Source organism: Microbacterium sp. ZW3a, from assembly GCF_057167165.1.
Window position 1 is genome coordinate 1,628,419 of the sequence record NZ_CM169903.1, and the last position, 24,621, is coordinate 1,653,039.

Here is a 24,621-nt window from a genome sequence, read left to right on the forward strand (position 1 = left end):
GGGCCTGTGGCGCAGCTGGTAGCGCACCTGCATGGCATGCAGGGGGTCAGGGGTTCGAGTCCCCTCAGGTCCACCAAAATCCCCGCTTCGGCGGGGTTTTTTGTTTTCCCCCGCCGATATCGCCGCGTGGCCTGGCTTACTCCGTCGGCGTCGCGCCCGTGTAGAACGCGAAGGTCGCGTCCGCCGCCCGCGCAGCCGCGTCGGGCGACCCACCGGCAGCGATGTGCGCGTCACGCCACGCGTCGGCCGAGGCTCGGTAGAACGCACGGCCCTCGTCCGTGAAGGGCCACGAGGGGGCCGCCTCGGGAGTGATGTCCGCCCGTCTGGACAGGTGCAGCGCGAGGCCGAGCAGGCCGCTGTCCCAGCCGACGCCGGTCGCCCCGGGGCCGAACTGATCCCAGAACCCCGGTGGGATGTCGGACTCCAGCGAGGTGTGCTCGAGTTCGAGCGTGGTCGTCTCCGGAGCGAGCGCGGTCAGGCGCACCGCGAGCCAGGTCACGCCGCCGCCGTACTCCCAGGTCGCGCGATAGTGTGCGCTCCCCTCCTCCGGTGGCTCGCACTCCAGCACCTCGCCGCCGGCGTTGCCTTCGAGTTGATAGCGGCCGCCCAGCGTCAGGTCACCCGACACTGGCAGGAACCATCGGGGAATCCGTTCACGGTTGGTGACGGCATCCCAGACATCGTCGATCGGGCTGGGGTAGCTCTGCGTGAGCGTCTGCACGAAGGCGCGTTTGCCGTCGACGTGTTCGTCGCGGAGGTTCCGCGTTACAGCCGCCACCTGGGCGTCGACATCTGCCATGTCAGTTCTCCTTATCGGATTCATCATCATCGGATGCCTCGTGTGAGGCATCTGCCGTCGGCAGCCGCATGCGGCGTCCCCGAGCGAGCTCCGTGCCGAGCGCGTCGAGGCGCGGCTGCCAGAGCCGCCGGAACGGATCGAACCACGCCTCGGCGTCTGCGAGCGGTGAGGGATCGACGGCGTAGAGTCGCCGCGCACCCTCGGGACGCACCGTGGCGAATCCCGACTCTCGCAGGACGCGCAGGTGCTGCGAGACAGCGGGCTGAGAGATCTGGAACTCTCGCTGAATCACCTCTCCGATGGCGCCGGCGCTGCGCTCGCCCTCGGCGAGGAGCTCGAGAACACGACGCCTCACCGGATCGCCGAGGACGTCGAGCGCGTGCATGCCGCCCATAATTGCATCCAGGCTTATATAAGGCAAGGACAATATCGGGGCCTACCCCAGCAGGACCACGTCGAACTCCGCGACCACCGCCCGAACCTCCTCGAGATACCTCTGCGCCTGCTCGGTGAGGGGGATCGCGGTGTGGGCGATCCACCCGATCTCGATGCGCTCATTGACGTCGAGGGGCACGGCGACGATCTCGGGGTCGAGGTCGTCGCTGATGATCCCCGTCGAGATGGTGTAGCCCTCGAGACCGATCATGAGGTTGAAGATCGTCGCGCGGTCCGACACCCGAATCTCCTGCGAACTCGACAGGGTCGAGAGGATCTCTTCGGCGAAATAGAACGAATTGTTCGTGCCCTGGTCGAACGTCAGTCGCGGAAGGCTCGCGAGATCGTCGAGCGTCACGCGGTCGCGAGCCGCGAGCGGATTCTTGCGCGAGACGAAGATGTGCGGGTCGGCGAGGAAGAGCGGGTGGAAGACGAGCCCCGAGTCGCGCAGCAGCTTGTCGATGACGTTCCGGTTGAAATCATTCCGGTACAGGATGCCGAGTTCGCTGCGCAGCGTCCGCACGTCTTCGATGATGTCCCACGTGCGCGTTTCCCGAAGGGAGAACTCATACTGAGCGGCACCGCTCGTCTTCACCATCCGTACGAACGCGTCGACCGCAAAGGAATAGTGCTGGGTCGAGACGCCCAGGAGGCGCCGCGACGGCGGCCGATCCAGGTAGCGCTGTTCGAGCAGGGCGACCTGCTCCACGACCTGCCGGGCATACCCGAGGAACTCCACGCCGTCCGCCGTGAGTGTGATCCCGCGTGCGGAACGGACGAGAAGGGCGCGGCCGACTCGAGCCTCGAGGTCTTTCATCGCCGCCGACATCGTGGGCTGAGACACGTAGAGCAGATCGGCGGCCGCGGTGATGGACCCCTCCGCAGCGACCTCGATGAACGACTGGAGCTGCTGCAGCGTTACGCCACTAGATCGTCGAGCCATAGGGAAACTCTATGGCCTCGGATAGCGGTCACGAATTACCTGATGCCCACCGCGACGACGCACCATGGAGTCACCCCAACCGCACGGCCTCCCGGCCGCCAAACTCCCGGAGTGGCCGACCATGGCGAACGAGTTCACCTACCGCATCTCCACCACCCGCTTCGACGAGGACTACTCCCCGTCGGACAGCTCCCGGGCCACCACGAATTTCGCGAACCTGGCACGTGGCGACGACCGTCAGGAGAACCTCCGCACCGCTCTGACGATGATCAACCGTCGCTTCAACGATCTCGCCCGGTGGGACAACCCCGACGGCGATCGCTACACCCTCGAGCTCGACATCGTCTCGGTCGAGCTGGAGTTCGCCGAGGCAGGCGACGACGAGCGATTCCCCCTCCTGGAGGTTCTCGACGTCCAGATCGTCGACCAGAAGACGGGTGAGCGCCACGCGGGAATCGTCGGGAACAACTTCTCCTCGTACCTGCGCGACTTCGACTTCAGCGTGCTCCTTCCCGCGGCCAACGACGGTGCGACCGGATTCACGGTGCCGGAGGACTTCGGCGCGTTGCACGGCGCACTCTTCCAGGACTTCGTCGCCTCCGCCGCGTACCGGGAGCGCTTCGCGGTGTCGCCCGTCATCTGCATCAGCGTCTCGACGAGCAAGACGTACCGCCGCACCGACAACGTCCACCCCGTCCTCGGGGTGGAGTACGTGCAGAACGACTACTCCCTGACCGACGAGTACTTCGGGAAGATGGGGCTGCAGGTGCGCTACTTCCTGCCCGCCGGCAGCGTGGCACCGCTGGCGTTCTATTTCCGCGGAGACCTGCTCAACGACTATTCGAACCTGCAGCTCATCGGCACGATCAGCACGATGGAGACGTTCCAGAAGATCTATCGGCCCGAGATCTACAACGCCAACTCCACCGCCGCGAGCGTCTACCGGCCACGCCTCGATCACGGCGACTTCTCGCGCACGCGGGTCGACTACGACCGCGAAGAGAGGTCGCGCCTCGCCCTGATCCAGGGGACCTACGCGGCAGAGCACTTCGTGAAGCCCCACGGAGACGCGCTCGCCCGCTGGGCCGGCCTCTCCCCCGCACTCGTTCACTGACCTCGGGGATCCACCACTCATGAACACCCTTCTGCCCACCTCCCTCGTTGGCAGTCTTCCCAAGCCGTCCTGGCTCTCGCAGCCCGAGACCCTCTGGTCCCCGTGGCGTCTCGAGGGCGACGCGCTGGTCGAAGGCAAACACGATGCCCTTCGCGCCGCCGTCCACGAGCAGCGTCAGCGCGGTATCGACATCGTCAGCGACGGCGAGCAGACTCGCCAGCACTTCGTCACGACCTTCATCGAGCACCTGAGCGGGGTCGATTTCGAGCGACGCGAAACCGTTCGCATCCGCAATCGGTACGACGCGAGCGTGCCGACAGTCGTCGGCGCGGTGAGCCGCGAGAAGCCGGTCTTCGTCGATGACGCGCGCTTTCTTCGCGCGCAAACCGACCAGCCGATCAAGTGGGCCCTCCCCGGTCCGATGACGATGATCGACACGCTCGCCGACCGGCACTACCGCAGCCGGGAGAAGCTGGCGTGGGAGTTCGCCGTGATCCTGAACCAGGAGGCGAGGGAGCTCGAAGCGGCGGGGGTGGACGTCATCCAGTTCGACGAGCCCGCATTCAACGTCTTCTTCGACGAGGTGCGGGACTGGGGCATGGCGACTTTGGAACGCGCCGTCGAGGGCTTGCGCGCCGAGACTGTCGTGCACATCTGCTACGGCTACGGCATCAAGGCGAACACCGACTGGAAGGCGACTCTGGGCCCGGAGTGGCGGCAGTACGAGGAGTCTTTCCCCCTGTTGCAGCAGTCCGGCATCGACACCGTCTCGCTGGAGTCCCACAATTCGCGGATCCCCGTCGACCTCATCGAACTCCTCCGGGGCAAGAAGGTCATGCTGGGTGCCGTCGACGTGGCGACGACAGAGGTCGAACGCCCCGAAGACGTCGCCGAAACGCTTCGGAAGGCGCTGCCTTTCGTGGATGCCGACAAGCTCATGGCGAGTTCCAACTGCGGCATGGCTCCGCTGCCGCGGGATGTCGCTCTCGCGAAACTCAGCGCGCTGAGCGCGGGTGCCGACATCGTTCGACAGGAACTCGCCAGCTCCGCCGCGTGATCGCGACGCCCTGACGAGAACGCGCGAAGGGCCGCTCCCCGACTATCGGGAGCGGCCCTTCGCGCAACGGGGTCGGGTCAGTCGGCGGATGCCGGAGCCGGCAGCTCCAGCGGCACGACGGGGCAGTCCTTCCACAGGCGCTCGAGCCCGTAGTAGACACGCTCCTGCTCGTGGAACACGTGCACGACCAGGTCGCCGAAGTCCAGGAGGACCCAGCGGGACTCCTGGCGGCCCTCGCGACGCAGGCGCTTGTGGCCGGCTTCGAGCAACTGCTCTTCGACCTCGTCGGCGATCGCCGCGACGTTGCGCTCGTTGCGCCCCGTCACGAGCAGGAAGATGTCGACGAGCGGCAACGGCTCGGAGACGTCGAGGGCGACGAGGTCTTCCCCCGACTTTGAATCGGCGGCGATGGCGGCAATACGCGCCATCTCGATGCCGTTGGGACTGGCGGTCATCCGAAGACTCCTGTCGTGAAGGCGAGCACCAGTGCGACGGCCACCGCGACAGCGAGAGCGCCGGTCGTGATGATGAGACCGATGACGAGCTTGCTGCCCTTCTCGGGTGCCGGCGGACGAATGATCTCACCGGGTTGCTTAACGGTGCTGATCGCCGCACTCGCGGCGATAGGGGTCGGGGACGACGCGGGGGGAAGCTCCCCGTCAAGGAGAACGGCGTCGACGTCGCGGCCATCGGTCGTCCCGGGCGCGTGCCCCGCGGAGCCCAGGCCCTCGGGGAGCTCGAAGGTCCCCGTGATCAGGAGCTCGCCGGTCGAGGTGACCGGGCCCACCAGCGGGACTCCCGCGGGCGTCTGCGACAGGATCAGAGCATTGGGGGTCGAGACGGATCCCGTCGCCACTCCGCTGCGCGCGATGAGCTGGTCGAACGACGGCGGAAGCGAGATATGTGGCGTCTCACCGCTGAGCAGGTCGGACCCCAGCGCGGGATTCACGGTCGAGACCGGCGCGTCGTCGTCGGCGGCGTCCGATGCGTCGTCGTCGACGGCCGATGGACGGAAGATCGCCGGCGACTCGCTGGGGTCGGAGTCCGGGCCGTCCGCGGAGTCCTCTGGGGTAGTAGCCGCGATCGGCGGGGTCGGCGCGCTCACCGCGGGCTCGAGGCGCGCCGGAGGTGCGGCGGGCTCGAGGTCGGGCGTGATCACGGGCACGGCGGCGGTGCGGATGCGCTCCTGCGCACGTGCCTGTCGACGCGTGAGTCCGGTCACGCCGAGGTCGGGGGCATCGGCGGTCGTGGGCGCGAACGCGGTCGGCGGCTCCGGGGGCCCAGCGGGAGTCGGCTCAGCGGACGCGGGCTCCTCCTCGGCGGCGGGCTCATCGTCGGGTGAAGGCACGTCGTCATCGGAGGCCGACTCTGCCTTGTCGGCTTTGTTCCGGCCGAAGAGGCCGCCGAGCACACCGCTCTTCTTTGCCGTCGGAGCCTCGGGCGCAGCCTCCTCGAAGGGCGTGGTCTCGTCGGACGGCGCCTCGTGTGCACCGTCGGAGGGCATAGCGTCGGGGGCCTGCGCGTCGGGTTTCGACGGGGAGGCAGGGATGTTCGGGAACTCGGGCGCGGTGGCCTCAGCGGACTCCGGCGCGGGCGCTGCCACGGCATCGTCGGCAGGCGCATCCTGCTCCGGCTGGACGATCGGCGTAGCGCCGGTGTTTCGGAGCTCGCGCAGCTGACGCCGCGTCAGCGGCGGAGTCTCGGGGTTCTCGGAAGTGCTCATGCGGGGCTCCGGTAGAGGTGATGCTTCGCGATGTACTGCACAACGCCATCGGGCACGAGATACCACACCGGGTGGCCTCGGCGCACGCGAGCGCGGCAGTCGGTGGAAGAGATGGACAGCGCCGGGATCTCGAGCTGGCTGACGTCGTCGCTGGGAAGGCCTTCGGTCGTCAGGACGTGTCCGGGCCGGGAGACGGCGACGAAGTGGGCGAGATCCCACAGCTCCTGGTGGTTGCGCCACCCGAGGATCTGGGCCACGGCGTCGGCGCCACTGATGAAGAACAGGTCGGCGCCCGGACGCTCGCGCTGGAGATCGCGCAGAGTATCGATCGTGTACGTCGGGCCCGCGCGATCGATGTCGACACGACTCACCGTGAATTGGGGGTTCGAGGCGGTGGCGATCACCGTCATGAGATAGCGGTGTTCACTCTCGGTGACGTCGTCTTTCTGCCACGGGCGGCCCGTGGGGACAAAGATCACTTCGTCGAGATCGAACGACTGCGCGACTTCGCTCGCCGCCACCAGGTGACCGTGATGGATGGGATCGAAAGTCCCACCCATGACCCCGATACGAGGGGCGCGCGTCACCGACATACGGTGGGCCTCAGTGGCCGTGCGCCTCGGGAGTGGGCGTACCGTGCGTACGCGCGTAGGCCTCTGCCTTGTGCGCGTGACGGTTCGACACGTTGCGGTACGACAGGGTGACCAGGCTCAGCGCGACCAGGACGAGGAACGCCACGGCGCCGTACCAGAAGGTCTCGGCCTGCACGTTGCCGCCGTGGTGGGCGCCCTCTTCAGCGGCCAGGGCGATCAGCGAGGCGAAAGTCATCAGTGCTCCGTTCGAGAAGTCTGCGCGGCGCGCAGAGCTATTTTAGGCGGTCAGGCGCGCACCTGGCCGTCGCCGCGCCCGAGCCACTTGGTGCTCGTCAGCTCGGCGAGACCCATCGGTCCGCGTGCGTGGAGTTTCTGCGTCGAAATGCCGACCTCGGCACCGAACCCGAATTCTCCCCCATCGGTGAACCGCGTGGAGGCGTTGACCAGCACGACGGCCGAGTCGACCTCGGCGAGGAAACGGGCAGCGGCGACATCGTCGTCGGTGATGATCGACTCGGTGTGGTGGGTCGAATACCGGCGGATGTGCTCGAGCGCCGAATCGAGGTCATCGACCACGCGCACGGCGAGGTCAAGGCTCAGGTACTCGGTGGCCCAGTCGTCATCGGTCGCCGCGACCACACGGGGGTCGTACCCGGCGACCGTGGCGTCGCCGTGCACGAGCACACCGGCGTCGGCGAGCGACGCCAGCATCTCGGGGAGCAGGCGGTCGGCCGCCTCACGGTGGACGAGAACCGTCTCGACCGCGTTGCAGACGCTCGGTCGTTGCGTCTTGGCGTTGATCACGATGTCGGTGGCCCAGTCGGCCCGAGCCGTGGCATCCAGATAAACGTGCACGACGCCCGCGCCGGTCTCGATGACGGGGACCGTGGACTCGGTCACCACCGTCTCGATGAGACCAGCGCTGCCGCGAGGAACGAGCACGTCGACCAGACCGCGGGCGTTCATGAGCGCCCGCGCGCCGTCGCGACCGAAGTCGTCGACGGTCTGGATCGCCTCGGGTGAGACCCCCTGGGATTCCAGGGCCGCGCGCATGACGGTGACCAGGGCGGCGTTCGAGCTCTGTGCGGCCGACCCTCCGCGCAACACCACGGCGTTGCCCGAGCGGAGCGCCAGCGCGGCGATGTCGACGGTGACGTTGGGGCGAGCCTCGTAGATCGAGCCGACCACCCCGAACGGCACCGCGACCTTCTTGAGCGCGAGACCGTTGGGGAGGGTGCGCTGGTCGAGCACGCGACCCACCGGATCGGGCAGCTCGGCCACGTCGCGAACGGCAGCGGCGAGGGCAGAGATCCGCGCCGGGTCGAGCCGCAGACGGTCGAGCAGCGCGTCACCGATATCGGCAGCGCGCCCCCGCTCGAGGTCGTCGGCGTTGGCCGCGACGATGTCGGCCGACGCGGTGTCGATCGCGTCCGCGATCGCGCGCAGCACAGCGGTCTTGGCCGCGGAATCGAGGAGTCCGACCTGTCGCGCGGCGTCTTTCGCGCGGTGAAGGCGTTCGTCGACCGAAACGGCGATGAGGGTCATCTGGTCAGTCTATCGCCGTGGTCACGGCGCCCACGGGGCCGGTAGCGAGGGTGACCGGATCGGGATGAGGGGCGAACCACGTGCCGACCGATTCTCCGGCGAGGGCCTGCGACACCAGGTCGGCGCTGGTCACGAGCACGCCCACGCCGGCGGCGGAGGCGAGCTTCGCCGCCGAGGCCTTCGTGGCCGCTCCCCCGGTGCCGACGCCGTTGACCGTGACCGAGCCGAAGGTGTACTCCGACAGATCATCGCCCCACTCGACATCGATGATCGGGCGGGCGCCCGGTTCGCTCGGTGGCGCGGTGTAGAGGCACTCGATGTCGCTGAGGAGCACGAGAGCGTCGGCGCCGATCAACTGCGCCACGAGGGCAGCGAGCCGATCGTTGTCGCCGAACCGGATCTCCTGCGTCGCGACGGTGTCGTTCTCGTTGACGATGGGCAGGATGCCAAGCCCGAGCAGTCGTTCCATCGCCCGGCGGGCGTTGGACCGGTGCGTGGCGTTCTCGAGGTCGCCCGCGGTGAGCAGCACCTGACCCGCGAGCAGACCGAACCGGTCGAGCGAGGTCTGGTAGCGCCACATCAGCACGTTCTGGCCCACCGCGGCGGCGGCCTGCTGCGTCGCGAGGTCGTTCGGTCGGCCCTGCAGATCGAGTAGGGGCAGCGCCGTCGCGATCGCGCCGGAGGACACCAGCACCACCTCGACACCCGCTTCGCGGGCCCGGGCGAGCGCGTCGACGATGAGGTCGATGCGGAATGCGCCGTCCCCGCTGATCGAGGAAGACCCGACCTTCACCACGACCCGCGCGGCGGCGGGCAGATCGGCGCGCACGCGCGCGGTCACCGCTCGTCCTCCTCCGAAGACCGAGTGGCGAGGCGCTCTGCCTCAAGCTCGGCGCGGGCGTCGGCCTTGGCATCCATGCGCTCGTAGTAGCGCTCGCGGCGCTCATTGGTCGTGCGTCGCGAGCTCTGGAGCAGGCGGGGGTCGGTACCGCGCGGCGCGGTCATCAACTCGGCGGCCGACGAGAGCGTGGGCTCCCAGTCGAAGACGATCCCGTCACCGGGTCCGATGACGACGGTCGCACCGGCGACCGCGCCGACACGGAACAGCTCGTCTTCGATCCCCAGACGCGCCAGGCGGTCGGCGAGGTAGCCCACAGCCTCTTCGTTCTGGAAGTCGGTCTGCTGTACCCACTTGACCGGCTTGTCGCCGAGGATGCGGTAGACGGGACCGTAGGTGCCGCCCTCGACCTTGATCGTGAAGTCCTTCTCGGCGCCGTGCGGGCGGATGACGACGCGCTCGGCGGGAACGTCGTCGATCGTCGCCACGCGGTGCTGCTCGACGACGTCGCCCAGGGCGAAAGTCAGCTCGCGCAGGCCCGCCCGGCTCACCGTGGAGATCTCGAACACGCGGAAGCCGCGGGCCTCGAGCTCGGGACGTACCAGGTCGGCGAGGTCGCGGGCCTCGGGCACGTCGATCTTGTTGAGTGCGACGATCTGCGGACGCTCCCGCAGCGGGATCTGCCCCTCGGGAACCGGGTAGGCCGCGAGCTCGGCGAGGATGACGTCGAGGTCGGTAAGCGGGTCACGCCCGGGGTCGAGAGTGGCGCAGTCGAGAACGTGCACGAGAGCCGTGCATCGCTCGACGTGGCGGAGGAACTCCAAGCCCAGACCCTTGCCTTCGCTCGCGCCCTCGATGAGGCCCGGCACGTCGGCGATGGTGAATCGCGCGTCGCCCGCCTGCACGACACCGAGGTTGGGGTGCAGGGTCGTGAACGGGTAGTCCGCGATCTTCGGTCGCGCCGCCGACACCGCGGCGATGAGGCTCGACTTGCCCGCCGAGGGGAAGCCCACGAGCGCGATATCGGCGACGGTCTTCAGCTCGAGGACGACGTCACCCTCCCAGCCGGGGGTTCCGAGCAGAGCGAAGCCGGGCGCCTTGCGCTTGGGTGAGGCCAGCGAGGCATTGCCGAGACCGCCCAGGCCACCGGGGGCGACCACGAAGCGCATCCCCGGGGTGAGCATGTCGACGAGGACAGTGCCATCGGGGTCCTTGACGACGGTGCCGAGCGGAACGGGCAGCTCCTGCTCTTCGCCCGCGGCGCCGGAGCGATGATCGCCCATGCCGAAGCCACCGTTGCCCGCCGAGCGGTGCGGCGAGTGGTGGTACGACAGCAGCGTCGTGACCTGCGGGTCGGCAACGAGCACGACGTCGCCGCCGTGTCCGCCGTTGCCACCGTCGGGGCCGGCGAGCGGCTTGAACTTCTCGCGGCGGACCGACACGCAGCCGTTGCCGCCCTTGCCCGCGCGCAGGTGCAGGGTGACGCGGTCGACGAAGGTGACCATGGCGGGTCCTTCCGGGAGTGGGCCGGCGCACGCCGGGCGGGAAAAAACGACGAGGGGGCGGGCAGTGCCCACCCCCTCGGGAGCGCCGAAGCGCGGAGATTACTCCGCGGCGGCGGCGACGATGTTGACGACCTTGCGGCCGCCCTTCTGGCCGAACTCGACCGCGCCCGCAGCCAGGGCGAACAGCGTGTCGTCGCCACCGCGACCCACGTTGGCGCCGGGGTGGAAGTGGGTGCCACGCTGGCGGACGAGGATCTCGCCGGCGTTGACGGCCTGGCCACCGAAACGCTTCACGCCGAGGCGCTGTGCGTTGGAGTCACGACCGTTACGGGTGGAGCTTGCGCCCTTTTTGTGTGCCATCTCTGCGTCTCCTGGCTCTTACTTGATGCCGGTGATCTTGACGCGCGTGAGGTCCTGACGGTGGCCCTGGCGCTTCTTGTAGCCGGTCTTGTTCTTGAACTTCTGGATCACGATCTTCGGACCGCGCTCCTCACCGAGCACCTCGGCCGTAACCGAGACCTTCGCGAGCTTGTCGGCGTCGGTCGTGACGGTCTCACCGTCGACGAACAGCACGGCGGGCAGCTGGATGCTCTCGCCGATCTTCGCCTGCTGGCGATCGAGCACGACGATCGTGCCGACCTCGACCTTCTCCTGCCGGCCGCCGGCGCGCACAACTGCGTAAACCACTTCACACCTGTTTCGTTCGGGAGCGCACGGCTCCGGTTGTCTGATGACGTCTGGAGGGCCTAGGGCCCAAGTATCGGTGCGATCCAGCGGACTGGGCCCGCGGGGTCACGCGCCAGTCGGGCGGACACGACGCACCAAAGGACGAGTTTAGCCCACTGAGAGGCATCCGGCAAAAGCACCGGGTCCGCGTGTCGGCCGTAGGATCTCGGGATGGCCATTCTCATCGACGACCCGCTGTGGCCCGCACACGGGCGACTGTGGGCGCATCTGGTGAGCGACAGCGATCTCGACGAGCTGCACGCGTTCGCCGCGGCAGCGGGGATCCCCCGCCGCGCGTTCGATCTGGACCACTACGACGTTCCGGACGCGCGTCACGCCCAGCTCGTCGCCGCCGGCGCCCACCACGTGGGCGGACGAGAACTCGTGCGCCGCCTCCGCGCGTCGGGGCTGCGGATCACCGCACGCGAGCGCCGATCGCGGCCCTCGGGGGCGTGAGGCGCCGAGAAATGCCGCCTCGACCGGAGTCGGGGAGGGATTCCTCGGCGCCGCGCTCTCAGGCCTCGGTGGAGGGCTGTGCGTTGACGGGCGTACCGGTCAGCGCCGCAGTCGTCACGCGACGGCGCGAACGGCCTTGACCGGGGGCCTTCGGCTCGGGGAGAGCCTCGAGCACCGACTCCAGCAGCGCGTCCTTCTCGGTGCGCGGGGCCTTCGGCTCGCGCTTCTTCCGCGGGCGCTTCTCGCGCGCGGGCGCCTCGACCTTGGCATCCATGACCGCCTCCACCGAGGCGACGACGGCCGCCTCGACGACGGCGGGGTCTTCGACCGTCGGGGTGATCGTGGATGCCGCGATCTGCGCGAGCGCAGACTTCACGCCCTCGGTGATCACGTGCGTGCCGCCGGCCGGAGCCGCCGCGGCAGCTGCACCGTTGCCGGCACCCCCACCGTTGCCGTTGGTGCCGCTGTGGGAGGCGCCGCCGCCGTTCTGTCCGCCGTTGCCGCCGCGTCCGCGCCGGTTGTTCGAGGGACCGTTGCTCGACGAGGGGGCCGCGCGGTGCTTGACCACCGGGTCGTGATGCACGACGACGCCGCGACCGGCGCACACCTCGCACGCCTCGCTGAAGGTCTCGAGCAGACCCAGACCCAGCTTCTTGCGGGTCATCTGCACGAGGCCGAGGGAGGTGACCTCGGCCACCTGGTGCTTCGTGCGATCACGGCTGAGGCACTCGATGAGGCGGCGCAGCACGAGATCGCGGTTGGACTCGAGCACCATGTCGATGAAGTCGACGACGATGATGCCACCGATGTCGCGGAGGCGAAGCTGACGGACGATCTCTTCGGCGGCCTCGAGGTTGTTCTTGGTGACGGTCTCTTCGAGGTTTCCGCCCGAACCGACGAACTTGCCGGTGTTGACGTCGACGACGGTCATGGCCTCGGTGCGGTCGATGACCAGCGAGCCGCCCGAGGGCAGCCACACCTTGCGGTCGAGGGCCTTCTCGATCTGCTCCGTGATGCGGAAGGCGTCGAACGGATCCTGGTCGCCCTCGTACTTCTCGACGCGCTCCAGCAGGTCGGGGGCGACACCCTGGAGGTAGTTGGAGATGGTCGAGAGCGCCTCGTCGCCCTGGATGAGCATGCGCGTGAAGTCCTCGTTGAAGACGTCGCGCACGATCTTGACCAGCAGGTCGGGCTCGGAGTGCAGCAGGGCCGGCGCCTGGATGGTCTTCACCTGGCTGCTGACGTGCTCCCACTGCGAGGTGAGCCGCTGCACGTCGCGCGTGAGCTGGTCTTCGGTGGCGCCCTCGGCCGCGGTGCGGACGATGACGCCGGAGGACTCGGGCAGCACTTCCTTGAGGATCTTCTTCAGGCGGGCACGCTCGGTGTCGGGGAGCTTGCGAGAGATGCCGTTCATGGCACCGCCCGGAACGTAGACCAAGTAACGGCCCGGAAGCGAGATCTGGCTCGTGAGACGCGCGCCCTTGTGGCCCACGGGGTCTTTTGTGACCTGCACGAGCACACGGTCGCCGGACTTCAACGCCAGTTCGATGCGACGCGGCTGGTTGCCGGTCTCGACGCCGTCCCAGTCGACCTCGCCGGAGTAGAGCACGGCGTTGCGGCCGCGGCCGATGTCGACGAAGGCGGCCTCCATGCTGGGGAGCACGTTCTGGACGCGACCGAGGTAGACGTTGCCGATGAGCGACGCGTCCTGATTGCGCGCCACGTAGTGCTCGACGAGCACGTTGTCTTCGAGCACGCCGATCTGGATGCGACCGCCCTTGGACCGCACGACCATGACGCGGTCCACGGCCTCGCGGCGGGCCAGGAACTCGGCCTCGGTGACGACGGGCCGACGACGCCCGGCCTCGCGACCGTCACGACGTCGCTGCTTCTTCGCCTCGAGGCGCGTGGACCCCTTGATGCGCTGGGGCTCGGTGATGAGCTCGACGGCGCGCTGGCGCGGGGGCGGGGCAGGCGCCTCGATCGGCTCTTCGGCCGCGGCGGAAACCGGGCCACCGCGACGGCGATTGCGCCGGCGGGCGTTGGCGGAGCCGCGCTCGGCGGGACCGTCGTCGTCGCGCTCCTCGCGCTCGTCGACCTCTTCGCGCGCGGGGAGCGCGGGCAGCTCGGGCGCGTAGAAGTGCAGCTGCGTCGACACGGCCGACACGAAGACCTCGGGCAGCAGGCCCAGCGAGACGGCGGTCGGACGCGCCGGCTTCTCGGGCTCGGTGGCAGGCTCCGTCGCGGGGGTGGACTCTGCGGTGGTCGCGGACTCCCCCGAGGCGGACTCCTCCGCAGCGGCAGGTTCTGCGGACTCGTCGAGCACGGCGGGGGCACCGGTGTCGGCGGCGGCCGCGGTCTCGGCGTCGTCGACGGCAACCTCGTCGTCCGCGTCGGCGGCCGCGTCGACCGCGGACTCCTCGGGGGCCGGGGCCTCCTCGGCGTCGGTCGGGGCCTCCGCAGCGGCCGCCGGGATCTCGACGGCGGGCGACTCGGCCACGGCCTCGCCGGGCTCGTCCGAGGTCGCGAGTTCCGCGGGCGTGTTCTCGTCGAGCGGTGTGGTGGACGCCGGGGTCTCGGCGGGGGTCTGATCGTCGTTTGCGTCGGCCATATCGGACGTACTCCCTGGCGGGCGACACCGCGCGTCGCCCGGCGAAATCTCGTGCGGCGCCGCACCCGGCGGGGCCGCGAACTCACTCGGTCTGCAGCCGGCCTACGGCTCGGGCTGCGAAGGGCGGTCATCGCCCGAAGTCTTCTGGTGATGCTCCTGCGGCGCGGCCGCGGCTCATCGAAGCTTCATTATCGCACGACTGGCCCGATCCGGTCACCGCCCCCGCGCCCGGCCCCGCTCCTGCCCACTCCCGCCGCGCCCAAAGCCCACCCCATCCAACGCGAGAAACGGTATCGGCGGCGAGAAACGCCGGGACACCCCGTTTCTCGCCGCCGATTGCGCTTATCGGCAATGGGGGGGCGGGGGCGGGGGGGGCCGTGAGCGACAGGCGGGAGCGTCTCGATGGCGAGGCATCGCACAGCGGGCGCATCGCCTCGCGGTGGGAGAATCGCGGCATGAGTGAAACCGTCGCCCCTCGTCGGCCGGTCGTCCTCGCGGTGTGGCTGATCATCGCCGGTGCCGTGGGCTGGTGGGCAGCGTTCTCGTTGACGCTCGAGCGCTTCCACCTGCTGATCGACAAGGATGCCGTGGCATCCTGCGATTTCAGCCTCCTGGTGCAGTGCACGGCGAATCTGCAGTCGTGGCAGGGCAGCGTGTTCGGGTTCCCCAACCCGATCCTCGGCCTCGCGGGATGGGTCGCGCCGATCGTGGTGGGCGCGGCGCTCCTGGCCGGTGCTCGCTTCGCGCGCTGGTTCTGGCTGCTGTTCTGGGTGGGTGTCGCGGGGGCGATGACGTTCGTCATCTGGCTCATCTCGCAGAGCATCTTCGTGCTCGGGACCCTGTGCCCGTGGTGCATGGTGACGTGGGCCGTGACGATCCCGACGTTCTTCGCCGTCACACTTCACCTGCTGCGCGAGGGCGTCGTCCCCGTCGGCGAAAAGGTGCGCAGCGCCGCCCAGTCACTCATGGCGTGGGTGCCGCTCATGACGTTCTTGGCCTACACGATCGTCGCCGTGATCGCTCAGCTTCGCCTGGACGTCCTCGCCCGACTCTGACCCGCCGACGACGAACGGCCGCCGCCCTCGCGGGACGGCGGCCGTTTCGGCATCCGGGGTCAGTCGAACCAGATCGAGAGTTCGCGCGCGGCCGATTCGGGGCTGTCGCTGCCGTGGACGAGGTTCTGCTGCACCTTCAGGCCCCAGTCGCGGCCGAAGTCACCGCGGATCGTGCCGGGAGCGGCCGTGGTGGGGTCGGTGGTGCCGGCGAGCGAGCGGAAACCCTCGATCACGCGGTTGCCCGCGAGACGGATCGCCACCGACGGACCCGAGAGCATGAACTCCAGGAGGGGCTCGTAGAACGGCTTTCCCTCGTGCTCGGCGTAGTGCTCCGCGAGGCGCTCACGGTCGGGTTCGACGAGGCGGATGTCGACGAGGGCGTAGCCCTTCGCCTCGATGCGGGCGAGGATCGCGCCGGTGAGGCCGCGCGCGACGCCATCGGGCTTGACCAAGACGAGGGTCTCTTCGGTGGCCATGGGTCATTCTCCGTTCGAGAGGTCGGGGTCGGCGGCGCGTCGGGCGTTCTGCCGGTCCAGCGCCGCTCCCTTGATGGTCGCATACGCCCACATGCCACCGAAAATGAGAGCGACGACGGCGAGGGCCGGAACCAGGAACCCCGCCAACGCGAGGAGCACCTGCAGCACCCACCCGGCGATGAGCGCCCAGCGGTGCTGCAGAAGTCCGGAGAGGGCCACCATCGCCACGGCGAACACGACACCGCCGACGATTCCCCACCAGGGTTCGATCCCCGCGGGCAGGGCCTTGAGCCCGAACACGACCAGGCCGCCGAGGAAGACGACGATCGATTCGAAGCCGAGCACGACCGCTCCGAGGGACTCCTGCGCTCCGCGGACGCGACGCGCACGCCGCTCGCGCGGCGTCATCGCTGCCACCCCGCCTTCCAGTCCTCGAGTTCCGACAGGCGAATCGCCTCGCCGGCGAGCACCACGGAGCCGGCGATGATGACGGCGCGGCGATCGGACTCGGCCGCCCACGCGCGAGCGGCGTCGGCCGCGTCTTCCAACGTGGGGTGCACGGTCACCGGAAGGTCTGCCGCCTCGGCGACATCGGCGATCGTGTCGGGGTCGGTCGCGCGGTCGCTGTCGGGGGCGGTGGCGAACACGCGCGCGACGGCCGGGGCCAGAGTGGACACGATGCCGACGGCATCCTTCCCCTCCAGGATCCCGACGGCGGCGCCCCACTCATCGATGTCGAAGGCTTCGTCGAGGGCCGCGACCAGCGCGCGGGCGCCGTGCGGGTTGTGCGCGGCGTCGACGAGCACCGTCGGCGCGGTGCCGAGCAGTTGCAGACGCCCGGGTGAGGTCACCTGGCCGAGCCCGTCGCCGACGACCTCGGCGCTGAGAGGCTGGGCTCCCCCGCCGATCAACGACTCGACCGCGGCGATGGCGAGAGCGGCGTTGGCGCCCTGGTGGGCGCCGTAAAGGGGCAGGTACAGCTCGGAGTAGGTGCCGGCGATGCCGCGCACCGTGAGCAGCTGTCCCCCGACCGCGAGCGTCTGCGTCTCGAGGGCGAAGCCCTCGTCGGCAAAGGCGACGGTCGCGTTCATCCGCTCGGCGCGGGCGAGGATCGCGCGTCGCGCCTCGGCGGGCTGGGCGGCGGAGACCACCGCGGCGCCCTCCTTGATGATCCCGGCCTTGACGGTTGCGATCTCGGCGATGGTCGAGCCGAGCCGGTCGGTGTGATCGATGTCGATCGGGGTGAACACCGCGACGTCGCCGTCGGCGGTGTTGGTGGAATCCCACTCCCCGCCCATGCCGACTTCGAGCACCAGTACATCGATCGGTGCATCGGCACACGCCACGAACGCGAGCACGGTGAGCAGTTCGAAGAATGTCAGCGGTGCGTCGCCCGCGGCCTCGAGCTCGGCATCCACCATCTGCACGAAGGGCTGGATCTCGTCCCACGCGTCGGTCACCGCGCCGTCGGACACGGGCTCGCCGTCGATGAGGATGCGCTCGGTGAAACGCTCGAGGTGCGGGCTGGTGAACAGCCCCGTCCGCAGCCCCAGTGCGCGCAGCAGCGTCTCGATGATGCGGCTCGTGGAGGTCTTGCCGTTCGTGCCCGTCACGTGGATCACGCGGTAGGTGCGCTGCGGGTCGTCGAGCAGTTCGAGCACGCGGCGCGTGCGCTCCACGCGCGGCTGCACCCACTGCTCGCCCTGGCGCTGCAGCAGCGCGGCGTAGACGGCGTCGGCGCGGGTGCGATCGCTCACGCGGCACCTCCTGCCGTGCGCGCGACCGCGACGGTGACCGCCCCGACGTTCGCGTAGGTCTTCGCCGCGAGCACGGTCTCGAACTCCGGCGCCAGGATCGTCCCGCGTTCGATGAGCCGCTCGGTGCGGCTGGCGAGCACGACGCCTTCGGCGAGGGTCTCGGATGCCACCCCGGCGACGTCGAACGCCTGGGCCACGGCCGCGGCGTCGTCGGCGTCGTCGAACGTCAGGCTCAGCGCGATGCGGTCACTCACATCGAAGCCGGCGGCCTTGCGGGTGTCCTGGATGCCGCGGATCATGTCGCGGGCCAGGCCCTCGGCCTCGAGCTCGGGGGTGGTGACGGTGTCGAGGAGAACGAAGCCCCCGCTCGACAGCACCGCCAGCGCCTCACCCTCGGGCCGTCCGGCGGTCTCGACGACGAGCTCGTACTCGGCGGGCTCCAGCGGGATGCCACCGGCGACGACCTGTCCGTCGACCTCGCTCCAGTCGCCCGCGCGGGCGGCCTGGATGGCCTGCTGCACCTGCTTACCCAGGCGGGGGCCGGCGGCACGCGCATTCACGGAGAGGCGGTGCGTGATGCCGTACTCCGCGGCGGTGCCGCTTTCGAGCGCGACCTGTTCGACGCTCTTGACGTTCAGCTCGTCACGCAGGATGTCGTCGAACTGCGCCAGGCCCGCGGCATCCGGGGTCACGACCGTCAGGCGCGGCAGCGGCAGGCGCACGCGCTTGCCCTCGCGCTTGCGGAGGGCATTGGCGACACTCGAGACATCGCGCACGGTGTCCATGGCCGTGCGGATGTCGGCGGCGGCGGGGAACGCCGTGGCCTCCGGCCAGTCCTCGAGGTGGACGCTGCGGCCGCCGGTGAGGCCCTGCCACACGCGCTCGGTGACGAGCGGGAGAAGGGGCGCCGCGACGCGCGTGAGCGTTTCGAGCACCGTGTAGAGCGTGTCGAACGCCTCGCGGCTGGACGGGTCGTCGGTGACGCCGACCCAGAACCGGTCGCGCGAGCGGCGGATGTACCAGTTGGTCAGCACCTCGGCGAAGTCGCGCAGACGCTCGGCGGCCGTCGTGGAGTCCAGGCCCTCGAGGTCGGCAGCGACGTCGCGCACGAGGTCACCCGTGAGGGCGAGGATGTACCGGTCGAGCACGTCGGTGGAGTCTGTGCGCCACTCGGCGGTGTATCCGTCGCCCGACGCGTTGGCGTAGGTGGCGAAGAAGTACCACGCGTTCCACATCGGGAGCAGGAACTCCCGCACGCCCGCGCGGATGCCCTCTTCGGTCACGACGAGGTTGCCGCCGCGCAGCACCGAGCTCGACATGAGGAACCAGCGCATGGCATCCGACCCGTCTCGGTCGAACACCTCGCGCACGTCGGGGTAGTTGCGCAGCGACTTCGACATCTTCTGCCCGTCGTTGCCCAACACGATGCCGTGGCACGACACCCCGGTGAAGGCCGGTCGCTCGAACAGGGCGGTCGAGAGCACGTGCATGACGTAGAACCAGCCGCGGGTCTGCCCGATGTACTCGACGATGAAGTCGGCGGGAGCGTGCTCGTCGAACCACTCGTGGTTCTCGAACGGGTAGTGCACCTGCGCGAAGGGCATGGAGCCGGAGTCGAACCACACGTCGAGCACGTCTGCGATGCGGCGCATCGTCGACCGCCCCGTCGGGTCGTCGGGGTTGGGGCGCGTCAGGTCGTCGATGTAGGGGCGGTGGAGGTCGACCTCGTCCTCGGCGTTGCGCGGCAGACGGCCGAAATCGGCCTCCATCTCGGCGAGCGAGCCGTAGACGTCGACGCGCGGGTAGTTGGGGTCGTCGCTCTTCCACACCGGGATCGGCGAGCCCCAGTACCGGTTTCGGCTGATCGACCAGTCGCGCGCGCCCTCGAGCCACTTGCCGAACTGGCCCTCCTTGACGTTCTCGGGCACCCAGGTGATCTGCTGGTTGTTCTCGAGCAGGTCGTCCTTGATGTCGGTGACGCGCACGAACCAGCTCGACACGGCCTTGTAGATCAGGGGGTTCCGGCAGCGCCAGCAGTGCGGGTACGAGTGCTCGTACGAGGCCTCGCGGAGGAGACGGCCGCCCTGCTTCAGCAGGCGGATGAGGGGACGGTTGGCCTCCAGCCACAGCTCCCCCGCCACGTCGGTGACGGCCGAGAGGAACCGACCGCCGTCGTCGAGCGAAATGATGGTGGGGAGCCCCGCGGCATCCGCGAGGCGCTTGTCGTCTTCACCGTAGGCCGGGGCTTGGTGCACGATGCCCGTGCCGTCGCTGACGGTGACGTAGTCGTCGACGAGGATCTTCCACGCGTCCTGCGTGCCCCACGTCTCGGCGTCGGCGTAGTAGTCGAACAGGCGGTCGTACGACACGCCCTCGAGCTCCGCGCCCGAGATCGTCTGCAGGATGGCCGCGCGGGCGGCATCCACCGACTCGTACCCGAGGTCTTTCGCGTAGTTCGGCAGCAGGTCTTCGGCGAGCAGGTACCGGTGCGCGGTGGCCTCGATCGCCTCGTCGGGCGTGCCGTCGGGGGCGCGGTGCACGTCGGCGGCGCCGTTCGGCCCGCCCGGAACGACGGCGTACCGGATGCCGGGACCCACCGCGAGCGCGAGGTTCGTCGGGAGCGTCCACGGCGTCGTCGTCCACGCGAGCGCCCGCACGCCGGTGAGGCCGAGCGCCTCGGCCTTCGCCCCGACGAAGGGGAACGTCACGGTGACCGAGGGATCCTGACGCATCTTGTAGACGTCGTCGTCCATGCGCAGCTCGTGGGTCGACAGCGGGGTCTCATCGCGCCAGCAGTACGGCAGCACGCGGTAGCCCTCGTACGCGAGGCCCTTGTCGTGGAGCGTCTTGAACGCCCACAGGACGCTTTCCATGTACGTGGTGTCGAGCGTCTTGTAGCCGCGGTCGAAGTCGACCCAGCGCGCCTGGCGCGTGACGTAGTCCTGCCACTCGCGCGTGTACTCGAGCACCGACTCGCGCGCCTTGCCGTTGAACACGGCGACGCCCATGCGCTCGATCTCGTCTTTCTCGGTGATCCCGAGCTGCTTCATCGCCTCGAGCTCGGCGGGGAGGCCGTGCGTATCCCACCCGAAGACCCGGTCGACCTTCTTACCGCGCATGGTCTGGAAGCGCGGGAACACGTCTTTGGCGTAACCGGTGAGGAGGTGGCCGTAGTGCGGCAGGCCATTGGCGAACGGCGGGCCGTCGTAGAACACCCACTCTTCCCCGCCGTCGCGCTGCGCGATCGAGGCGCGGAAGGTGTCGTCGGCGTCCCAGAACGCGAGCGTGTCGCGCTCGATGTCGGGGAACCGGGGGCTGGGAACGACGGATGCCGCGGCGTCGGCCGCCGGTCCGAACGATGAGGGGCGTGGGTAGGTCATGTCTCTCCGCAGGTCGCGATCCACCTGCGAGGACGATCCGGTCGGACCGCGGTACCACCCCGCATTGCGCCGCCCGAAGACGTCGCCTCTCTCACGGCGGCTGTGACGGGCCTGACCCGCTCGGTTCTACTGGGGGCGATGAACCCTGTTCTTCCGAGAGCTCCCCGGTGATGGCCGGATCGGTGCTGGTGCGTCCAGTCTACGCCGATCCGTCCGCGCCGGTCGCCGGGAGACCGGCGGCCGCCAGCAGTTCCCGCGTGAAGGGATGCCGCGGCTCGTCGAACACGCGAGAGACCGCCCCGGACTCCACCACCCGGCCGTCCTGCAGCACGAGCACCTCGTCGGCAATGCCGCGCACGACGTCGAGGTCGTGCGTGACGAACACCATCGCGAGATCACGGTCGCGTTGGAGGGCGAGGAGCTTGTCGAGGATGCGCGCGCGCACCGAAACGTCCAGCGCCGACACCGGCTCGTCGAGCACGAGGAGGTCCGGCGAGACCGCGAGCGCACGCGCGATGGCGACCCTCTGACGCTGGCCCCCCGACAGCTGCGCCGGGCGCCGGCGCACGAAGGCCGGCGCGAGCCCGACCTCGCGCAGCAGGTCGGCAACCGCCGCGCGGCGGTCCGCGCGCGGGACGCCCGCGACGGCGACGGCCTCGGTGAGCGTGCGACCGATGCTCCAGCGCGGATCCAGCGCTCCCCACGGGTTCTGCTGCACGAGCTGGACCCGACGGCGTTCGGATCCGCGTGCGGCCCGCGGGGTCCACGGCCGCCCGTGGAAACGCAGGGACCCGCCATCGGCCTCGGCGACGCCGACGATGAGCCGGGCGAGCGTCGTCTTGCCCGAGCCGGACTCCCCCACGATGGCGAGCGTCCGCCCGCGCCGCAGCTCGAACGAGACGCCGTCGAGAGCGGTGCGATCACCGAAGCGCTTCGTGAGCCCCGCGCCGCTCATCAGCGGCGGTTCCGCGCGCGGGAGCCGCTGCAGCGGTGCGGGAGTGATCGCCTCGACGAGGGCGCGAGTGTGAGGATCACGGGGCACGGCCAGGACCGCGGCGGTCTGCCCGGCCTCGACGACGCGTCCCCCGTGGAGCACCACCACCCGGTCGGCCACGCGGCGCACCGCGCCGAGGTCGTGCGTGATCAGCACCACGGCGACGCCGGCATCAGCGATCTGCCGGAGGAGGTCGAGCACGCGCGCCTGCACCGTGGCATCCAGAGCCGTCGTCGGCTCATCGGCGATCAGGACGGCGGGGTTCGTCACCAGGGCCGAGGCGATGAGGGCGCGCTGGCGCTGACCGCCAGAGAGCTCGTGCGGGTACGGGCGCGCGCGCCGATCGGGCTCGGGCAGACCGACGCGCGCGAGAACGTCGCGCACGCGAGCCTGCAGTGCCGCTCCCCGAACGGAGGGCTCGTGGATGCGGAGGGGCTCCGCCACCTCCGCTCCGATGCGGCGCAGGGGATCGAGAGAGACCAGGGCGTCCTGCGAGACGAGGGCCACGCGAGCCCCACGGAGAGCGCGCCACTGGCGTTCGCCGAATCCACGAACGTCCGTGCCGTCGATCTCGGCCGTCTCGGCGCGCCAGCCGAGTCCGCGCGGAAGCAGACCCAGGAGCGCGCGCGCCGTCAGGGATTTGCCGGCACCGGATTCCCCGACCAGCGCGACGCATTCGCCGGGAGCGACGTCGAGGTCGAGTGCCCGCACGATCGCGCCGTCGGGGCCGTCGATACCGAACTCCCGCAGCCGGATGCCGGTCATGCGCCACGCTCCTCGGATCGTGCGCGCGCGGCGCGTCCGACGACGCTGACGCTCACGACGGTGACGGTGATCGCCAGGCCCGGGAACACCGCGACCCAGGGCGCCTGTACGAGGAGGTTGCGTCCCGATGAGAGCATGAGCCCCCACTCGGGCGTCGGTTCGGTGGGGCCGAGGCCCAGGAAGCTGAGCCCGGCCGCCGCGAGGATGCTCGTGCCGATGCCGATCACGGCCAGGACGCTGACCGAGGCCACGACACCCGGGAGCACGTGGGTGACCAGCACGACGGCGCGGGACACCCCGACGATGCGCGCCGCCTCGGCGTACTCCGTCGTGACGAGAGCGCGCGTGCGGGCGCGGGCGAGGCGCACGTACACCGGCAGGGCCGCCAGCGTCACGGCCACCGCGACGTTCGCCGGACCCGGGCCGAGGACCGCCACGACGAGGAGGGCGAGGAGGAACTCCGGGAACGCCAGCAGCACGTCGGTGATCCGCATGGCCGCGGCGTCGACGACGCGAGGAGCGACGGCGGCGAGCACACCGGCGAGCACGCCCAGCGTCAGGGCCAGTCCGGTGGCCAGCAGCCCGATGCCCACCGAGCGTCCGGTGCCGAACACCACGCGGGAGTACACGTCGCGCCCGCTCTGATCGGTACCGAACCAGTGCGCCGCGCTCGGCGGCTGCAGCGCCGCCCGGACGTCGGTCAGGAGCGGATCGTGGGTGGCGAGCAGTCCCGGCACGAGCGCCGCGAGCGCGATAACGGCCAGCACCGCCGCGGCGGCGCCGATCACGAGACGACGCGCGACCACGCCGCGCACCGGAGGGCGGGTCGAGACGCCGACGCGCGTCGCCGCGCGGGTCATGCGGGAACCCCCGTGTCGATCCGGCGCCCGGGGGCGGATCGCGCGAGGCGCGGGTCGAGCAGCGGAACCACGAGATCGACGAGGGTATTGACGACGACGAACACCAGGGCGCTGAGCAGGATGATGCCCGTGACGACCGGCAGGTCGCGGTCGGTGATGGCGGTGAGGGTCACGCGTCCGATTCCGGGACGGGCGAACACGGTCTCGACGAGCACGGCGCCGCCGAGAAGCGACCCGACGAGGTACGCCGCGAGGGTGACGCCCCCAACCCCGGCGTGCCGCAGCGTGTGGTGGGTGCTCTCGCGCAGGGGCGAGGCACCGCGCGCGCGCACGGTCAGAAGGAAGGGCTCACGCTCGGCCGCTTCGACACCGTCGCGCAGCACCTGAGCCAGCAGAGCGGCGACCGGAAGCGCCAGGGTGATCGCCGGCAGCACGATCGTCGCGGGGTCGCGCGCGCCCGAGACCGGGAACCACCCCAGCTGGAACGAGAAGATCGACAGCAGCACGAGCCCCGTCCAGAACACCGGCGACGACAGCACGACGAGCTCGACGGCTCCGGCGGCCGCGCGGCCCGCGCGGCCGCGCACGAGCAGCACCGAGGCGAGGGCGAGCACGACGGCGATGAGGAGCGCGAGGGCCGTGAGTTGCACGGTGGAGCCGAGCTGGCGCCCGATCACCTCGGCGACGGGGAGCCGCAACTGGTACGACTCCCCCAGGTCGCCCCGCGCGAGCCGGGCCAGGAAAGCGACGTACTGCTCCATCGGCGGGCGGTCGAGGCCCAGGTCGCGTCGGACCCCGTCCTTCACCGCCTCGCTCACCTGAGCCTGCGGGCCGAGGATCACGTCGACCGCGTCGCCCGGAATGATCCGGAACGCCAGGAATGCAAGGGTCGCGGCGCCCCACAGCACGAGAACGACGGATGCCACGATCCCTCCGAGCCGCGCGAGCACGGCGCGAGCGCGCGAGGGGGACCGTGGCATCCGGGTTCC

At 69.9% G+C, this 24,621-nt stretch carries 24 protein-coding genes and 1 tRNA gene; 5 read left to right on the forward strand and 20 right to left on the reverse strand.

The annotated features are described in order from the left end of the window. Window positions 1-76, forward strand: a tRNA-Ala gene (locus tag ACU6WY_RS07660). Between the two features lie 60 nt (window positions 77-136). On the opposite strand, the gene ACU6WY_RS07665 is transcribed toward ACU6WY_RS07660, so the two are convergent. From ACU6WY_RS07665 to ACU6WY_RS07675, 3 genes are read right to left on the reverse strand one after another with little or no spacing between them, the layout of a single operon-like run. Beyond that, window positions 137-799 (reverse strand): SRPBCC family protein, encoded by a 663-nt coding sequence (locus ACU6WY_RS07665; RefSeq protein WP_483821839.1) that lies wholly within the window; start codon window positions 797-799, stop codon window positions 137-139. 1 nt (window position 800) lies between these two features. Next, window positions 801-1,184, reverse strand: a complete 384-nt coding sequence (locus tag ACU6WY_RS07670; protein WP_483821840.1) for an ArsR/SmtB family transcription factor — start codon at window positions 1,182-1,184, stop codon at window positions 801-803. 51 nt (window positions 1,185-1,235) lie between these two features. After that, complete coding sequence (locus tag ACU6WY_RS07675) at window positions 1,236-2,177, reverse strand: LysR family transcriptional regulator (protein WP_483821841.1); 942 nt, start codon at window positions 2,175-2,177, stop codon at window positions 1,236-1,238. 121 nt (window positions 2,178-2,298) lie between these two features. On the opposite strand from ACU6WY_RS07675, the gene ACU6WY_RS07680 reads away from it, so the two are divergent. Together ACU6WY_RS07680 and ACU6WY_RS07685 are read left to right on the forward strand one after the other, a co-directional pair. After that, window positions 2,299-3,291, forward strand: coding sequence for a putative oxygenase MesX (locus ACU6WY_RS07680; RefSeq protein WP_483821874.1), 993 nt, complete (start codon window positions 2,299-2,301; stop codon window positions 3,289-3,291). Window positions 3,292-3,310: 19 nt separating this feature from the next. Further along, window positions 3,311-4,348, forward strand: coding sequence for a methionine synthase (locus ACU6WY_RS07685; RefSeq protein ID WP_483821842.1), 1,038 nt, complete (start codon window positions 3,311-3,313; stop codon window positions 4,346-4,348). 77 nt (window positions 4,349-4,425) lie between these two features. On the opposite strand, the gene rsfS is transcribed toward ACU6WY_RS07685, so the two are convergent. The 9 genes from rsfS to rplU form a co-directional block, all read right to left on the reverse strand. After that, window positions 4,426-4,803 (reverse strand): ribosome silencing factor, encoded by a 378-nt coding sequence (rsfS, locus tag ACU6WY_RS07690; RefSeq protein WP_483819097.1) that lies wholly within the window; start codon window positions 4,801-4,803, stop codon window positions 4,426-4,428. After that, on the reverse strand, window positions 4,800-6,071 hold the full coding sequence (locus ACU6WY_RS07695) for a hypothetical protein (RefSeq protein ID WP_483819098.1): 1,272 nt from the start codon (window positions 6,069-6,071) through the stop codon (window positions 4,800-4,802). The genes rsfS and ACU6WY_RS07695 overlap by 4 nt, the downstream gene beginning before the upstream one ends. Continuing rightward, complete coding sequence (gene nadD / locus ACU6WY_RS07700; protein ID WP_483819099.1) at window positions 6,068-6,664, reverse strand: nicotinate-nucleotide adenylyltransferase; 597 nt, start codon at window positions 6,662-6,664, stop codon at window positions 6,068-6,070. Before nadD ends, ACU6WY_RS07695 begins: the two co-directional genes overlap by 4 nt. A gap of 10 nt (window positions 6,665-6,674) precedes the next feature. Further along, entirely contained in the window at window positions 6,675-6,899 is a 225-nt protein-coding gene (locus tag ACU6WY_RS07705) for a hypothetical protein (RefSeq protein ID WP_483819100.1), read from the reverse strand. A 50-nt stretch (window positions 6,900-6,949) separates the two neighbouring features. Then, entirely contained in the window at window positions 6,950-8,209 is a 1,260-nt protein-coding gene (locus ACU6WY_RS07710) for a glutamate-5-semialdehyde dehydrogenase (protein WP_483819101.1), read from the reverse strand. A 4-nt stretch (window positions 8,210-8,213) separates the two neighbouring features. Beyond that, window positions 8,214-9,050, reverse strand: a complete 837-nt coding sequence (gene proB / locus ACU6WY_RS07715) for a glutamate 5-kinase (protein ID WP_483819102.1) — start codon at window positions 9,048-9,050, stop codon at window positions 8,214-8,216. Further along, window positions 9,047-10,552 (reverse strand): GTPase ObgE, encoded by a 1,506-nt coding sequence (gene obgE, locus ACU6WY_RS07720; protein WP_483819103.1) that lies wholly within the window; start codon window positions 10,550-10,552, stop codon window positions 9,047-9,049. The genes proB and obgE overlap by 4 nt, the downstream gene beginning before the upstream one ends. Window positions 10,553-10,651: 99 nt before the next feature. Then, entirely contained in the window at window positions 10,652-10,912 is a 261-nt protein-coding gene (rpmA, locus tag ACU6WY_RS07725; protein ID WP_239275414.1) for a 50S ribosomal protein L27, read from the reverse strand. An 18-nt stretch (window positions 10,913-10,930) separates the two neighbouring features. After that, the gene (rplU, locus tag ACU6WY_RS07730; protein ID WP_483819104.1) at window positions 10,931-11,239 is read right to left on the reverse strand and encodes a 50S ribosomal protein L21; all 309 of its coding nucleotides are present in this window, start codon (window positions 11,237-11,239) and stop codon (window positions 10,931-10,933) included. Between the two features lie 210 nt (window positions 11,240-11,449). Between rplU and ACU6WY_RS07735 the strand changes: the two genes are divergently transcribed. After that, window positions 11,450-11,734, forward strand: a complete 285-nt coding sequence (locus ACU6WY_RS07735) for a DUF4031 domain-containing protein (protein WP_483819105.1) — start codon at window positions 11,450-11,452, stop codon at window positions 11,732-11,734. Between the two features lie 58 nt (window positions 11,735-11,792). Here ACU6WY_RS07735 and ACU6WY_RS07740 read toward each other — a convergent pair whose 3' ends face one another. Beyond that, a complete protein-coding gene (locus tag ACU6WY_RS07740; protein ID WP_483819106.1) occupies window positions 11,793-14,345 on the reverse strand; it encodes an Rne/Rng family ribonuclease in 2,553 nt (850 codons plus the stop codon). A gap of 455 nt (window positions 14,346-14,800) precedes the next feature. On the opposite strand from ACU6WY_RS07740, the gene ACU6WY_RS07745 reads away from it, so the two are divergent. Next, window positions 14,801-15,400: a vitamin K epoxide reductase family protein gene (locus ACU6WY_RS07745; protein ID WP_483819107.1), complete on the forward strand. Its 600-nt coding sequence runs from the start codon at window positions 14,801-14,803 to the stop codon at window positions 15,398-15,400. Window positions 15,401-15,459: 59 nt separating this feature from the next. On the opposite strand, the gene ndk is transcribed toward ACU6WY_RS07745, so the two are convergent. From ndk to ACU6WY_RS07780, 7 genes are all read right to left on the reverse strand, one after another. Beyond that, window positions 15,460-15,876: a nucleoside-diphosphate kinase gene (gene ndk / locus ACU6WY_RS07750; protein ID WP_138172333.1), complete on the reverse strand. Its 417-nt coding sequence runs from the start codon at window positions 15,874-15,876 to the stop codon at window positions 15,460-15,462. Window positions 15,877-15,879: 3 nt separating this feature from the next. Continuing rightward, the gene (locus ACU6WY_RS07755) at window positions 15,880-16,284 is read right to left on the reverse strand and encodes a DUF4233 domain-containing protein (RefSeq protein WP_483821875.1); all 405 of its coding nucleotides are present in this window, start codon (window positions 16,282-16,284) and stop codon (window positions 15,880-15,882) included. Next, entirely contained in the window at window positions 16,281-17,633 is a 1,353-nt protein-coding gene (locus ACU6WY_RS07760) for a bifunctional folylpolyglutamate synthase/dihydrofolate synthase (protein WP_483819108.1), read from the reverse strand. The genes ACU6WY_RS07755 and ACU6WY_RS07760 overlap by 4 nt, the downstream gene beginning before the upstream one ends. After that, the gene (gene ileS, locus ACU6WY_RS07765; RefSeq protein WP_483819109.1) at window positions 17,630-21,013 is read right to left on the reverse strand and encodes an isoleucine--tRNA ligase; all 3,384 of its coding nucleotides are present in this window, start codon (window positions 21,011-21,013) and stop codon (window positions 17,630-17,632) included. Before ileS ends, ACU6WY_RS07760 begins: the two co-directional genes overlap by 4 nt. Before the next feature lie 199 nt (window positions 21,014-21,212). Continuing rightward, window positions 21,213-22,772: a dipeptide ABC transporter ATP-binding protein gene (locus ACU6WY_RS07770; RefSeq protein WP_483819110.1), complete on the reverse strand. Its 1,560-nt coding sequence runs from the start codon at window positions 22,770-22,772 to the stop codon at window positions 21,213-21,215. After that, a complete protein-coding gene (locus ACU6WY_RS07775; protein ID WP_483819111.1) occupies window positions 22,769-23,632 on the reverse strand; it encodes an ABC transporter permease in 864 nt (287 codons plus the stop codon). The genes ACU6WY_RS07770 and ACU6WY_RS07775 overlap by 4 nt, the downstream gene beginning before the upstream one ends. Continuing rightward, a complete protein-coding gene (locus tag ACU6WY_RS07780) occupies window positions 23,629-24,612 on the reverse strand; it encodes an ABC transporter permease (protein WP_483819112.1) in 984 nt (327 codons plus the stop codon). The genes ACU6WY_RS07775 and ACU6WY_RS07780 overlap by 4 nt, the downstream gene beginning before the upstream one ends. Window positions 24,613-24,621: the final 9 nt, after the last annotated feature.